Origin of the sequence: Psychrobacillus sp. FSL K6-2843 (assembly GCF_038626375.1) — a bacterium.
In the GTDB taxonomy this organism is placed as follows: Bacteria; Bacillota; Bacilli; order Bacillales_A; family Planococcaceae; genus Psychrobacillus; species Psychrobacillus faecigallinarum.
This window is the reverse complement of record NZ_CP152021.1, coordinates 4,001,942-4,016,637: the sequence shown is the minus strand read 5'-3', so window position 1 is coordinate 4,016,637 and position 14,696 is coordinate 4,001,942. Positions and strand designations below refer to the sequence as shown.

Below are 14,696 nucleotides of genomic sequence, written 5' to 3'. Positions count from 1 at the left end.
AAAAAGGCATTCTTTTTTATTGGGCATTGAGGTGTTTGTCTAGGTTGTCTGCCACTTTCTTGCATCTATTAGTATAAGTGCAAGAGGAGGTGAAAATAATGAATAATCACCATATGTGTCATTCGTGCGGCCAAACAAAAGGTTGGGGTCAATCATGTGGTTGCCGAAGACAATTACCAGCAGCGGAACCGATTGTTTGTCCACCACAATATCGTGTTAGTGACTCTTTCGTACCAAGAATGCAGCCAGTCATTCAACCAATTGTAAATGTCAATAGAGAGCACATCGTAAATGTTCCTCAATATTTCGTTACAGAGTCAAATGAAACCGTAGTAGTACCAGGAGTTCAACAAGCATACCCTGTTAACAACCCATCCCAAGGGGGAGCCCATCGAGGTTTTTTCTCTAGATTCCGTTAAAAGCTATAGAAGTGTAGCGTCGACTTAACCAGCTTAGTGTCTATATTTATCGAATATTGCAAATGCCCTTAATATGAGGTGCATTTGCTTTTTTATTTTATATAATTCCGCCAATAGATAGCAAAAACGAGATGTTGTAATTTTCCGTATATTTTGATAAAGTGATGTTTACCAATAGAAAAATAGAGTTGAAGGTTGGGGGAAGAAGAGATGAAGTTATTTGTTTCAGTTGATATGGAGGGCATAACAGGCCTGCCGGATTACACATTTGTGGAGTCGAACAAGCATAATTACGAAAGAGCAAGACGAATAATGACACAGGAAGCCAATGCTATTGTAGAGGGTGCTCTTTCTACAGGTGTTAAAGAGGTACTGGTTAATGATAGTCATTCCAAAATGAATAATCTTTTAGTGGAGGAGTTACATCCAGAGGCATCTTTGATAACCGGAGATTTAAAGCCATATTCTATGGTTCAATCTTTAGATGCAAGCTACATAGGAGCAGTTTTTGCTGGATACCATTCTAGAGCTGGACAACCAGGAGTCATGAGTCATTCTATGATTTTTGGAGTTCGAAATATGTATATCAATGATGTAGTAATAGGAGAGCTTGGTCTTAATGCATACGTGGCTGGTTATTATGGAGTTCCTGTCATTATGGTTGCTGGAGATGACGGAGCTTGTAGAGAGGCGGAGGCTCTCATTCCAGGTATTATAACAGCTGCGGTAAAACAATCTATATCCAGGTCTGCTGTTAAAACCCTACACCCTCAAAAGTCACAAGCTCTTCTTAAAGAAAAAATGGCAGAGGCTATTAAGAAAAGAGATGAAATACTACCACTTATACCACCAGAACAACCTGTTTTAAAAATTGAATTTACTAATTATGGACAAGCGGAGTGGGCAGCACTAATGCCAGGATGTGAAATCATAGAAGGAACAACAATTGTTAAATTTGAAGCAAAAGACATTCTAGAAGCATATCGTGCAATGCTTGTCATGGTAGAGCTAGCAATGCAAACCAAATTCTGTTAGGAGGAAGCCTTCCGTGACAAAGTATATTATTAAGCGTTTTTTAATGATGATTGCAACAATCCTCATCATTGCAACTCTAACATTTGCATTAATGCACACGATACCGGGCTCTCCATTTGATGGAGAAAGAACTTCTAATCCTACTATTCAAGCAAACTTAGAAAAGTTTTATAAGCTAGATCAACCGATGTATGTGCAGTATTTAAATTATTTAAAATCGATTGTAACGTTTGATTTTGGACCATCCATTAAGAAGCCAAATGAATCGGTAAACGAACTGTTGGCAAGGGGATTTCCAATTTCCTTTGAACTGGGTATGTCGACTATTTTAGTTGCATTATTGTCAGGTGTTCTTTTAGGTACATTGGCAGCCCTCCGGCATAACGGTATTATTGATTATTTAGCAATGACCTTTGCTGTTATTGGTATATCAGTTCCTAACTTTGTTTTGGCCACTTTGTTGATTCAACAGGTGGCGGTAAATTGGGAACTGTTGCCTCCAGCTACTTGGAGTAGTCCGTTGCATATGATTCTTCCAACTCTAGCCTTAGCCACAGGTCCTACAGCAATTATTGCTCGTTTAACGCGTTCCAGCATGCTAGAAGTGTTAACACAGGATTATATCAAAATGGCTAGAGCTAAAGGACTTTCACCAGCTAGAATTGTTTTTCGACATTCCTTAAGGAACGCCTTAATGCCTGTTGTAACAATTATGGGTACAATGCTGGCAGGTATTTTGACAGGTACCTTTGTAATCGAACGCATTTTTGCTATTCCGGGAATGGGAAAATATTTTGTGGAAAGCATTAACAATCGAGACTATCCCGTAATTATGGGAACTACAGTATTTTATAGCGCATTCTTAGTATTTATGCTCTTTTTAGTAGATATTGTTTACGGAGTACTAGATCCACGTATTAAATTACATCGTAAAGAGGGGGATGCATAATGACTAAAACGCAAGAGATAGTATCCCCGGTGGAAATAAAGGATGAATGGTTCCGTCCTAAAGAAAAGTCAGACGGAGAGGCGGAATCCGTTGTAAGACCTTCCTTATCCTATTGGAAGGATGCTTGGAGAAGGTTAAAGAAAAATAAGCTGGCAATGGGTGGTCTTTTCTTTTTAATCCTTTTAACTCTGTTTGCTATTTTTGGACCAATTTTTTCCCCATATTCTATGGATGAGATGAATTATCCAATGCAAAATCAAGGACCATCGGCAGAGCACTGGTTTGGAACAGATGAAGCAGGACGAGATGTTTTTACAAGGACATGGTATGGTGCACGAGTTTCCTTATTTGTAGGGGTAATGGCTGCATTGATCGACTTCTTTATAGGTGTAATTTATGGTGGTTTTAGTGGTTATAAGGGTGGAAGAGCCGATGCGATAATGATGCGCATCATTGAAGTACTTTATGGTCTACCGCATTTATTGGTAGTTATTTTATTGATGGTAGTTATGGGGCCAAGCCTTACGACTATTATCGTTGCGTTAACTGTAACCGGCTGGGTAGGTATGGCCAGGATCGTACGGGGCCAAGTTTTACAGATTAAAAACTACGAATTTGTAACTGCATCCAAATCCTTTGGTGCAAAAAGCTCTAGAATCATTCGTAAAAATTTGTTACCAAACACAATGGGGCCGATTATAGTACAAATGACTCTTACGGTTCCGAGTGCTATATTCGCCGAAGCATTTCTTAGCTTTTTAGGGTTAGGCGTATCTGCACCAGCTGCCAGTTGGGGGGTAATGGCAAACGATGCACTACCTGTAATTTTATCTGGTCATTGGTGGAGACTGTTTTTCCCTGCATTCTTTATCTCTGTGACGATGTTTGCATTTAACGTATTAGGGGACGGCTTACAAGATGCCCTTGATCCAAAGCTTAGGAGGTAAGAATGGATGAATGAACATCAATTAGATCATGCAAAGGAACTTGCTCGAGGGAAAGTGGATGAGGTAGCAGTATCTTTACAATCTGATGACTCACTAGTGAGTCGGAATGGTAAAAAAGAAAGAAAAAAAATTACAGACGAGAAAATTTTACAGGTTAATAACCTACAAGTTTCCTTTAAAACATATGGTGGAGAAGTAGAAGCAGTAAGAGGGGTCAATTTTGATCTTTACAAGGGTGAGACGTTGGCAATCGTAGGCGAATCTGGCTGTGGGAAAAGTGTCACCTCTAATGCAATTATGGGATTGATACCTGAACCAGCCGGCAGGATTAAGAATGGTAGTATTTTGTTTAAAGGGAAGGCGTTAACAAAGCTCAGCAAATCTGAACTAAGAAAAATCCAAGGTATTGACATATCTATGATTTTTCAAGACCCTATGACTGCGTTAAACCCAACGCTCACTATTGGTGAGCAGTTAACGGAAGGTTTGCGCACCCATAAAAAAATTGGGAAGCATGAAGCAAAATTAAAGGCAATTGAAATGCTTAACCTAGTAGGCATACCAAATCCAATAGAACGGTTAAAGCAATATCCTCATCAATTTTCAGGAGGGATGAGGCAGCGTATTGTTATTGCAATTGCTTTGATTTGTGATCCAGAACTCCTTATAGCAGATGAGCCAACGACCGCTTTAGACGTAACTATACAAGCACAAATATTGGAACTTTTTGAGGAAATTCAAAGGAAAACGGATATTTCCATTATTTTAATCACACATGATTTAGGTGTTGTGGCTAAAATTGCAGACCGCATTGCGGTAATGTACGCTGGTAAAATTGTGGAGATAGGTGATAAAAGAGAAATTTTTTACACTCCACAGCACCCCTATACACAAGGGCTTCTCAATTCTGTTCCACGGTTAGATTTAATGGAGGAGGAGCTACAACCAATAGATGGAACACCACCGGATCTTTTCGCTCCACCGACTGGCTGTCCGTTTACTGCTCGTTGCAAATTTGCAATGGAAGTGTGTGATCATGTTTATCCATACACTAGTAAGCTATCAGATGCTCATGCAGTAGATTGTTGGCTTCAGGATGAGAGAGCAAAAGTATTACAAGTACAAAAGTAAAACAGGATGAGGGCGCGCAAGTGCATTCACATATAGAAAACAAAGGGGGAAAATAGGATGAAGAAATGGCTTTCATTATTAATTATGGCTTTGTTTGTTCTTGTGTTAAGCGCGTGTACAGCCAATGAAGAGGCTGGGAAAACACCGACTGAGACAGAGCCGACTACAAAGACAGAAGGTGAAGGAAAAGAAGAACCTGTTGTGGAAACGGAAAAAGTGCTTAAGCTAAACAACGGAAACGAACCTACGTCATTTGATCCATCAGTAGGGTTTGATGCGGTATCTTGGAGCGCATTAAACAATTTGATGGAAGGCCTTGTAAGACTAAATAAGGACCATCAAGCAGAAGAAGCTACAGCTGAAAAGATTGACGTATCAGAGGATGGTTTAACATATACATTTACAATTCGTGAGAATGCAAAATGGTCAAATGGAGATCCTGTCGTAGCAGGTGATTTTGTTTATGGCTGGTTGCATATGTTAAATCCAGAAACTGCTTCTCCAGCAGCATTCTTAGCTTACTTCATTGAAGGGGCAGAAGCTTACAATAATGGAGAAGGAGCAGCTGACGCGGTTGCTATTAAAGCAGTTAGTGAGAAAGTATTTGAAGTTAAACTTGCTGCGCCAACAGAGGCATTCTTAAATATTATTACAAATCCAAGCTTCTTCCCTGTAAATGAGAAGGCAGCTACAGAAAACCCTGAATGGTTTACAGAAGCAGAATCATTTGTAGGAAATGGTCCATTTAAATTAGCTAGCTGGGATCACGATGTAAGCTTTACTTTTGAGAAAAACGAGAACTATTGGGATGCAGATACTGTTAAGCTAGACAAGGTTGAGTGGGCAATGATTGATGATTCTAATACGGAGTATCAAATGTATAAAACTGGTGATTTAGACGTTTCAGGTGTACCATCTGAACTTGCAGATCAATTGTTGAACGATCCGGAGTTAAAAAATGAAGACCAAGCAGGTCTGTATTTCTATCGTTTCAACGTTTCTATGGAGCCTTTTACAAACAAAAAAATTCGCCAGGCGTTCGGTATGGCTGTTGACCAACAAGAAATAGTAGAATTCGTAACAAAAAATGGTGAAAAAGCAGCAGAAGGATTTGTTCCTTACGGATTTATTGGTCCAGATGGCAAGGAATTTAGAGAGACTGCTGGAAAGCTCATTCAACATGATGCTGAAAAAGCAAAAGCACTTTTAGAAGAAGGTATGAAAGAGGAAGGATACAATGAACTTCCAACAGTAACCTTAACTTATTCAACTAGTGATACTCATAAGAAAATTGCAGAAGCACTTCAAAGTAAGTTCAAAGAAGTTCTTGGAGTTGAAATAGCCCTACAAAATGTAGAGGCAAGCGTGTTTGCTTCAGAACAAAAAGAGTTTAAATATATGTTATCACGCTCTTCGTTCTTATTTGACTATGCAGACCCTGTTAATGCATTAGAAAGCTTTATTACTGGTTCTTCTATGAACCGTACTACTTGGTCTAACCCAGAATTTGATAAATTAATAGCAGATATCAAAAATGAAACAGACCCGCAAAAACGTTGGGATATGCTGATTCAAGCTGATAAATTCCTTATAGAAGAAATGCCGGTTGTACCTATTCACTATTACAACCAAGTTACGCTTGAGAAGTCCAATGTCAAAGGAATTGTTAGACATCCAGTTGGATACATGGATTTAAAATGGGCAGATAAAGAATAAATAAAGATTTATTCCCTAAAAAAAGATGCGGCACTTTTACGAGTGCCGCCCCTTTTCTTTAAAAACAAAGGAGATTATACATATGAAAATAAGACCAAAACGATTAAAAAAAGGGGACACAATTGGGATTATTGCTCCAGCTAGTCCACCTAATATAGATCAACTGAACCGCTCCCTATCGTTTTTAGAGGAATTAGGATTATCTTATAGGATGGGAAAAAGTGTACAACAAGTTAATGGGTATCTAGCGGGCACAGACGAAGAGCGACTAGAAGATTTACATGAGATGTTCGCGGACCCAAATATAGACGGTATTATATGTGCTTGTGGAGGCTATGGTACGGCAAGGTATGCTGACCAAATAGATTATCAACTAATGAATGAAAATCCTAAAGTTTTCTGGGGTTACTCAGACATTACATATTTACATACTAGCATGAATTTATACTCTGATATCGTTACATTTCATGGCCCTATGTTAGCGTCAGACGTTGGAAAAAGTACATTTAGTGATTTATCTAAAAAAATGTTTCTTCAATTATTCCAGCCAATGGAGCTACATTATACAGAGGATATATCTCCTCTATCAGTAGTTTCGCCTGGAGTCGCTAGAGGAGAACTTGTAGGCGGTAATTTATCACTTCTTGCAAGTGGGATAGGGACTAAATATGAAGTTGATACTCAAGGGAAGCTGTTATTAATAGAGGATATTGGAGAAGAGCCTTACAAGGTTGACGGTATGCTCAATCAATTAAGGTTAGCGGGTAAGCTAAACGCGGCAGCTGGGTTTGTCATTGGAGATTTCTGTGATGCGGAGCCTAAGAGAGGAAAAAAATCATTAACGATGGATGAAGTTTTTAATCATTATTTAGGGGATTTAGGGAAGCCAGCATTAAAAGGTTTTCTGATTGGTCATTGTCAGCCGCACTTTGCAATTCCTTTAGGAGTGGAAGCGGTACTGAATACGGAGAATTTGACGCTAGCAATATTACCTGGAGTTGAGTAAGGGGGAGTCACGAGTGAAAATACAATCTATTGAGACATTTTATGTGGCAGTGCCACTGACAAAACCTTTTAAAACCGCACTTCGTACGGTCACTACTGCTTATTCCATAGTCGTGAAGGTAACTACCGAGGAAGGAATAGTGGGCTTTGGGGAGGCTCCTCCAACACATGTAATTACTGGTGATTCCTTGGAAAGTATTCGTTACGCTATAAACGAAGTAATATCCCCACAAGTAATTGGGCTTTCTTTATTAGAGAAAGAGTTAATCTTTCAAAGAATTCATAAAGCTATTGTCAGAAATTCGAGTGCTAAAGCTGCTGTTGATATGGCTATCTTTGATCTCTTAGGTCAATATGCGAAACTACCACTATACCAGTACTTAGGAGGATATCGAAACAAGCTGATTACTGATTTTACAGTAAGCGTTAATGATCCTATTGAGATGGCAGAGGATGCCTATCGTTATGTTGGTCAAGGTTTTCAAACGTTAAAGGTGAAAGTTGGAATAGGTACAATTCAAGAAGACATTAATCGTATTCAGGCTATTAGGAAGCGGGTAGGGAAAGAAATTAAAATTAGATTAGATGCCAATCAGGGCTGGAATGCAAAAGAAGCAGTCCGTGCTATCGGAACAATGGAAGACGCAGGGCTAAATATTGAATTTGTTGAGCAACCAGTATCTTCAGATGATATAGAGGGCTTAAAATACGTAACTGAAAGAACAATCACTCCTATTATGGCGGATGAAAGTGTTTTCTCTGTATATGATGCCAAACGTGTGTTAGACATGCGTGCTGCTGACATGATTAATATTAAATTAATGAAATCTGGCGGTATTCATCAAGCTATAAAGATTAACGCATTAGCAGAGGCAAGTGGAGTTATATGTATGGTGGGCAGCATGATCGAAACTAAATTAGGCATAACAGCAGCTGCTCATTTCGCAGCAAGCCAACCAAATGTTCAATTCTATGATTTCGATGCTCCTTTAATGCTTGCAGAGGACATAGTCACTGGTGGTGTAATCTATGAAGCTAGCAGCATGACATTTTCAGAAGGCTATGGGTTAGGGATTGAGAGCATAAAAACGGAGGGGGAGAAGCAATGACGTTAGTGAGTAATCATTGGATTTGTGCAGTAAAGGTCGCAACTGTTTGGACAGAGCCTGCTTCTGCTAGAGAAGTAGACAGTCCAGGAATTTCAAATCCTGTTCAGTTAGGAGAGTGGCTAGAAGCTCTTCCATACAAGGAACGTCTTGCTTTATGTGATGAAAATCGTGTTCAAACCCAACTCCTCTATGGTGAGCCGGTTATGGTGGATGAGATAAGTGATGGTTGGGCTAAAATTATCGCAGTGTGGCAACCATCTAAAAAAGATGTAAGAGGATATCCTGGTTGGGTGCCGTTAGTCCAATTAAAAGAAGTGACTGAGGTCGAAAATAAAGGCATTGTCCGAGTGAAGGATAGTAAAACTCAGCTATGGGATATGGAAGAGAAACCCCTACTTGTTCTACCATTTAATGCAATCCTTCCTGTTATATCGGAAACAAGTAGCTATTATAAGGTTCAAGCTCCAAATGGAGAGACATTGATCCGAAAAGAAAATGTACAATTTGCAGAGTCTATTGAGCAACTACCAAAACTTCCACCAGAGGAAGCGGTGAAGCTGGGAGAATTATATTTAGATTTACCTTATTTATGGGGAGGAATGTCCCCATACGGCTATGATTGCTCTGGTTTTTCATACAATATGTTAAAGGCGTGTGGCTATTTGATCCCTCGTGACGCAAGTGATCAGGCCATAAAAGGAAAAGAAGTGTCGAAGGATGACCCCTCTTTATGGAAAAGAGGAGATTTGTTGTTTTTTGCAAATGATGAAGGAACTGGACCCGTGCGACATGTTGGGTTTTACTATGGGAACGGCCAATTATTACATTCGCCTTCGACAGGTAAGTCGGTGGAGATTTTAGTGTTAGAAGGCTCAAAATTAGAAAAAGAGATATGTGCAGTAAGAAGATATGACGGTTAGGGGGGAAACATATGACGGAGAATGTTCTATTATCTGTAAAGGATTTAAAACGTCATTTTGAGGTAGGTCAGGGCAGTACATTAAGAGCAGTTGACGGTATTAGCTTTGAAATTTTCAAGGGAGAAACATTTGGTCTAGTTGGGGAATCAGGCTGTGGAAAATCTACTGCTGGTCGCACTATTTTAGGTTTGTATAACCGAACAGAGGGAGATGTGCTGTTCGAAGAGAAAAATGTTCATGAAATGAACGATAAAGAACGCAAAAATTATTTAAAGAAAATGCAAATGATATTCCAAGATCCCTATGCATCCTTAAATCCAAGATCTACTGTTTTAGAAATTATCGCTGAGCCTATGGAAATTCATAAACTATATAATTCTAAAAAAGAGGTAAAAGAAAGGGTTTATGAATTGTTAGAGGATGTTGGTCTTAATCGTGATCATGCCAATCGATATCCCCATGAATTCTCTGGAGGGCAGAGACAACGTATTGGAATTGCTCGAGCCCTTGCTCTAGATCCGGAATTTATCATAGCAGATGAACCAATATCAGCATTGGATGTTTCGGTACAAGCCCAGGTAGTAAAATTATTACAGCGCCTTCAAAAAGAAAAAGGCTTGACCTACTTATTTATAGCGCATGACTTGTCTATGGTTAAATATATTTCTGATCGTATCGGTGTAATGTATTTAGGGCATATGGTTGAGCTGACAACAAGTAGCCAATTATACGATAGCCCATTACATCCTTACACTCAGGCATTGTTGTCCGCTATCCCAATTCCAGATCCGGATATCGAAGAATCTCGTCAACGAATTATCCTTCAAGGTGAGTTGCCAAGTCCGATCAATCCACCGTCAGGCTGTGTATTCCGCACTCGCTGCCCGCATGCTATGGCAATATGTTCAGAGAAAAAGCCGATTTGGCAAGAGCAAGAGCCGGGTCACTTTGTAGCATGTCATCTTTATAATTGATATTTTAAAAACCACCAGTCTAATTAACATTGGATTGGTGTTTTTTTATTTACAGAGAAGTATATAAATTATGTCCCAAAAGCTAAAGACCTTTAAATTTAGCGAAGTTGAGCAGATCAAATAGATCTTTTAAAGAAAAATTTAATTTTATATATAGGAGTTTGTTCTTCCTCCAACATTTATTATGTTGTGGATTGAAGCGACAGGCGGCGACTCCAGCGGGGTAAGGGAGACAGATAAGACATCACAAACGACGCGCTAGCGACGGTGATGGCTTATCGCTTCCGCCGTATAAAGCGGAAATCCACCATACTTGTTCCAAGTTTTACTTTTTTAGAAGTATAAAAAGGTGCTGGAGCTTTTCTGTTTTTTTCAAAGTGGTGATCTAGCTTTACAAACATTATCCCTTGATATCAAATAGAAAGGGTTATGGTGGACGGAATCTGCCTTTCTCATTTTTTCAACCTTTCATCCGTTATTCCCATGAAAGGAATTAAATTGAAAATTTGTTTGACTCTATGTTAAATCCTAGTGTATTATGTAACTAATACACTAGGATGGTGAGGATGAAACATGAGTCAATGGAAAGGCTTGATTTGGAAAGAATGGATGGCGTATAAATCCTTGCTTTTAATTGGATTACTTATTAACGTACTGGTAGTACTAATGGGCCCATATTTGTTAAAGGTAATCTTCGGAATAGATTTTAGTTTAGGGAATGTACTGCTTGTTTTATCATCGATTTGGGTTTTGGGGCACATTATAGGAATGCCTATTTTATTCTTTGCAAGCTTAGAAAAGGATATGAAACGTTCGGACATGTGGTTTCATTCAAATGCATCTATGTATAAGCTGCTTGGGGCAAAGCTATTTGCCTTTTTTGTTTTCACCTTTATATCACTTTTAGTTGTCATAATAACTACAATGATTGGTTATTGGCTTTTCCAACCCTTAGAGGATATTAGTATGGTATGGATTATGAAATTAGAGGTATATTTTTTATTTACTTCAGCTTTTGCAGCACTTACTTTTACAATCGGAATCTTGTTTACTTGGGTGATTGGCCGACTTTTAAGACCAATCAATAAAGCATTATCTAATATAGTATCTATCGTCTTCTTTTTCTTTGCATTCCATAACTACGCAAAATTTACAGATAGTAAGCTATATGAAACACTAACTAGCTATTGGAAAGTAAACCTACCTAAGATGAATGTAGGAGAAATTAGCTCCAAAGATTTTTATATGTTTTTAGAGGTTACGGATCACTTTTACGTAGGACAAATTATATTGGAATTTGTTGTTTTTACATGCTTATTTATAATCTCAACATTTGTTTTACAAAGGAAAGTGAGAGGATACACCTATGATTGATTTTCTTCCGGATAAGCCCATCTATCAACAAATCATGGAGAAAATTTTTGGGGATTTATTAAAGGGAAACGTGAAGCCTGGAGATCGTTTACCTTCGGTAAGAGAATATGCACTAGAATTCGGTGTTAATGCCAATACAATGCAACGTGTCTATAAGGAGTTGGAGTTGTTGCACCTAACAGAGACCAAACGAGGGCAGGGGACGTTCGTGACTGAGGATATGCAAAGATTAGAAGAGCTAAGAGAAGAAATGAAGCAGACGCTAGTAACTACATTTCTTCATCAAATGGAGTCATTTGGATTTACAGAAGAGGAGATTATTGTCCAATTATCCTCCCGTAAAAGAGGTGAGTTGAATTGATTGATATAAAAGGGTTAACTAAGAGGTATGGAGGCAAAAAAGCGGTAAATGATGTAACAATTTCTTTTGCAAAAGGTAAAATAATTGGTTTAGTCGGTGAAAATGGAAGTGGGAAATCTACACTTTTAAAGCTGATGGCAGGGGTATTGCTTACTAAAAGTGGGTCCATTCAAATTGATGGAGAGCCTGTGTCATATCTCGTAGCTAAAAAAATAGCATATTTACCAGACGCGGATGACGTTTTTCCATATTTCACAGTGAAACAGCTATTTCGATTCTATGATTCTCAGTTCGATGATTTTAGCTATGATAAGGCTTGTATCGTAGCAGATTTTTTACAGCTAGATTTACATGCCCCTTTAAAAAAATTATCAAAGGGAAATCGAGGGCGAGCAAAAATTGCCGCTACACTAGGGAGAGAGGTAGATTATTATCTGCTAGATGAGCCTCTTTCTGGCTTAGACCCAATGGTAAGACAGTCTATTATAAGAGGGTTTATACAGTTTATAGATATAGAGACACAGTCTATAATTTTATCTACTCACGAGCTGAAGGATATGGAACCAATTTTAGATGAAATTGTCGTGATGCGTGAGGGCTCGGTTATTGCTCATGAGTTGGTCGAAGATATAAGAGAATCACAAAGAAAAGATATTACGTCTTGGATGACCAACTTATTCCAAGAACAAAGAGAGAACGAGTTAGAAGCAGCAAAGTCGTATTAAATTTCCAAGAAAAATATAAATGGAATTTTATAGAACTTATTTAGTTTATAGACGTATACCTTAATAAGAACAAAATTATTGATAAGGAAGGTGAATTAAATGGAGAGAAAACCAATAGTAAGACTACAAAATCTTACTAAAGTAATCGGGAAAAAGAAAATTATTGATGATCTTACATTAGATTTATATCCTGGACAAATAACAGGATTTTTAGGGCCGAATGGAGCTGGGAAAACAACCACTATTCGAATGATGACAGGTCTTATGGAGCCGACATCAGGAGAGGTATTTATAGAGGGGAAGCCTATTTCAGAGAATTTTGAGGAGTCCATGAGCAAGGTCGGGGTGATTGTAGAAAACCCTGAAATGTATAAATATATGAGTGGGTATAAGAATTTAGTTCATTTTGCACGAATGAATAAGAATATAACCAAGGAACGCATTGACGAAGTGATTGCTCAGGTAGGACTTCAAAAGCGTATTAACGAAAAGGTATCTACTTATTCTCTAGGAATGAGACAGCGTCTAGGTTTAGCGCAGGCTATCTTACATAAGCCTAAATTTCTCATTTTAGATGAGCCTACCAATGGACTAGATCCAGCAGGTATTCGTGAATTTCGTATGTATTTAAGAAAAATAGCAGTAGAGCAAGGTGTGTCTATCTTTGTTTCAAGTCATCTGCTCGCTGAGATAGAGTTAATGTGCGATAGAATTGCAGTGATTCAAAATGGGAAGCTCTTATCTATTAAAGAGGTAAATGAACAGCAAAAATCTCATTATTACATTGAAGCATCAAATCAAGAAAAGGTAGTAGATTTCTTTAATTATAAGGAAATCACCTTTGAGTCTTTAGGAACTGGCTATGTAATCCCTCTAAACAAAGAAGAAGTTCCTGCTTTTGTTGCAGAAATGATTACAAATGATTTACAAATCTATTCCGTAACACCACATAGAAAAACATTAGAAGATCAATTCTTAGAAATTACAGGAGGTGGGCAAATTGCTGAATCTCGTACGAAATGAGTGGTTAAAGCTTTGGACTAAAAAATCAACATGGGTAATGACTATATTGCTCGTGTTGTTAATGCTTGCTTCGGCTGGTCTTGTAAAATGGGTCTATTCAATAGATATTTCACAGAGTAGTGAAGGAGAAACTATTACTGTAGAAGAGATGACTGCCATTTCTGAGGGTCCTGAACTAACTAAATATAGAACTGATAATAATTTGTCTCCTATCGTTGATGATAGTGCACAAGGGTTTATCAGCGGTCTTCCAAATATGATGTCCGTTGTCACATTATTTACGGTAGTAGTGGCTGGTGGAATAGTAGCTTCTGAATTTTCCCAAGGAACAATTAAAATGTTACTAACGAGACCAATGAAGCGATGGAAAATTCTAACGTCTAAACTAATCACAGTTGGTCTATTTGCAATTATGATGTCGATAGTTCTTCTTGTTTCGGGAATAATCTTTGGATACATTTTCTTTGATAATATTCCAGGTACGCAGTTAGAGCTAGTCGATGGCAAGGTAGTGGAGGTTTCGTACTGGGGCAGATTATTGCTTTTAACTGCTCTGTCTTTAGTAAATGTATTTGTAATTGGATCCTTAGCTTTTATGATTGGCTCAGTGTTCCGCTCTAGCTCATTAGCAATTGGAATATCTATTTTCCTAATGTTTGCAGGAGTACAAGTAACTCAAATTCTTGCAATGCTGGACTTTGAATTTCCGAAATACATTATATTTGCCAATACAAATTTAAGTCAATTTATCGGAACAAATACACCGCTAATAGAAAGCATGACCTTAAGTTTTTCTATTATAATAATTGTCGTGTATCTGTTAATATTCCTAGTAACAAGCTACTGGTCATTTACAAAACGTGATGTAACGGCGTAATTGCCTATTGCATATTTCAAAAACTTGTAGTATTCTGAATTTAACTTAAGGAAAGGAGTGAGGCATTATGGCTATTGTATATAACACAAAACGAATCAGTAAGTTCATGATGTCCCACTCTGTAATTTTCT

At 38.1% G+C, this 14,696-nt stretch carries 15 protein-coding genes; all 15 read left to right on the top strand.

The window, feature by feature from the left end:
- The first annotated feature begins 98 nt into the window (after nucleotides 1-98).
- The gene (locus MKY94_RS20615; RefSeq protein ID WP_144540881.1) at nucleotides 99-419 is read left to right on the top strand and encodes a hypothetical protein; all 321 of its coding nucleotides are present in this window, start codon (nucleotides 99-101) and stop codon (nucleotides 417-419) included.
- A gap of 210 nt (nucleotides 420-629) precedes the next feature.
- Entirely contained in the window at nucleotides 630-1,454 is an 825-nt protein-coding gene (locus tag MKY94_RS20610; protein ID WP_144540883.1) for a M55 family metallopeptidase, read from the top strand.
- Between the two features lie 13 nt (nucleotides 1,455-1,467).
- A complete protein-coding gene (locus tag MKY94_RS20605; protein ID WP_144540885.1) occupies nucleotides 1,468-2,403 on the top strand; it encodes an ABC transporter permease in 936 nt (311 codons plus the stop codon).
- Nucleotides 2,403-3,350 (top strand): ABC transporter permease, encoded by a 948-nt coding sequence (locus MKY94_RS20600; RefSeq protein ID WP_154312055.1) that lies wholly within the window; start codon nucleotides 2,403-2,405, stop codon nucleotides 3,348-3,350. Before MKY94_RS20605 ends, MKY94_RS20600 begins: the two co-directional genes overlap by 1 nt.
- Before the next feature lie 6 nt (nucleotides 3,351-3,356).
- Nucleotides 3,357-4,481, top strand: coding sequence for an ABC transporter ATP-binding protein (locus tag MKY94_RS20595; protein WP_144540889.1), 1,125 nt, complete (start codon nucleotides 3,357-3,359; stop codon nucleotides 4,479-4,481).
- Nucleotides 4,482-4,538: 57 nt separating this feature from the next.
- Nucleotides 4,539-6,197 carry a peptide ABC transporter substrate-binding protein gene (locus MKY94_RS20590; RefSeq protein ID WP_144540891.1) on the top strand — a complete coding sequence of 553 codons (1,659 nt, stop codon included), beginning with the start codon at nucleotides 4,539-4,541 and terminating at the stop codon, nucleotides 6,195-6,197.
- Between the two features lie 82 nt (nucleotides 6,198-6,279).
- Nucleotides 6,280-7,203 carry an LD-carboxypeptidase gene (locus MKY94_RS20585; RefSeq protein WP_144540893.1) on the top strand — a complete coding sequence of 308 codons (924 nt, stop codon included), beginning with the start codon at nucleotides 6,280-6,282 and terminating at the stop codon, nucleotides 7,201-7,203.
- A 13-nt stretch (nucleotides 7,204-7,216) separates the two neighbouring features.
- Nucleotides 7,217-8,311 carry a dipeptide epimerase gene (locus MKY94_RS20580; protein WP_151112018.1) on the top strand — a complete coding sequence of 365 codons (1,095 nt, stop codon included), beginning with the start codon at nucleotides 7,217-7,219 and terminating at the stop codon, nucleotides 8,309-8,311.
- A complete protein-coding gene (locus tag MKY94_RS20575; protein ID WP_144540897.1) occupies nucleotides 8,308-9,231 on the top strand; it encodes a C40 family peptidase in 924 nt (307 codons plus the stop codon). Before MKY94_RS20580 ends, MKY94_RS20575 begins: the two co-directional genes overlap by 4 nt.
- An 11-nt stretch (nucleotides 9,232-9,242) precedes the next feature.
- A complete protein-coding gene (locus tag MKY94_RS20570; protein WP_151112020.1) occupies nucleotides 9,243-10,205 on the top strand; it encodes an oligopeptide/dipeptide ABC transporter ATP-binding protein in 963 nt (320 codons plus the stop codon).
- Nucleotides 10,206-10,778: 573 nt separating this feature from the next.
- Nucleotides 10,779-11,579, top strand: coding sequence for a hypothetical protein (locus MKY94_RS20565; RefSeq protein WP_342577756.1), 801 nt, complete (start codon nucleotides 10,779-10,781; stop codon nucleotides 11,577-11,579).
- Nucleotides 11,572-11,940 carry a GntR family transcriptional regulator gene (locus MKY94_RS20560; protein WP_144540902.1) on the top strand — a complete coding sequence of 123 codons (369 nt, stop codon included), beginning with the start codon at nucleotides 11,572-11,574 and terminating at the stop codon, nucleotides 11,938-11,940. Before MKY94_RS20565 ends, MKY94_RS20560 begins: the two co-directional genes overlap by 8 nt.
- Nucleotides 11,937-12,665, top strand: coding sequence for an ABC transporter ATP-binding protein (locus MKY94_RS20555; protein ID WP_154312062.1), 729 nt, complete (start codon nucleotides 11,937-11,939; stop codon nucleotides 12,663-12,665). The genes MKY94_RS20560 and MKY94_RS20555 overlap by 4 nt, the downstream gene beginning before the upstream one ends.
- 99 nt (nucleotides 12,666-12,764) lie before the next feature.
- Complete coding sequence (locus tag MKY94_RS20550) at nucleotides 12,765-13,688, top strand: ABC transporter ATP-binding protein (RefSeq protein WP_144540906.1); 924 nt, start codon at nucleotides 12,765-12,767, stop codon at nucleotides 13,686-13,688.
- Nucleotides 13,666-14,565, top strand: a complete 900-nt coding sequence (locus tag MKY94_RS20545) for an ABC transporter permease subunit (RefSeq protein WP_144540909.1) — start codon at nucleotides 13,666-13,668, stop codon at nucleotides 14,563-14,565. The genes MKY94_RS20550 and MKY94_RS20545 overlap by 23 nt, the downstream gene beginning before the upstream one ends.
- Nucleotides 14,566-14,696 lie beyond the last annotated feature (131 nt).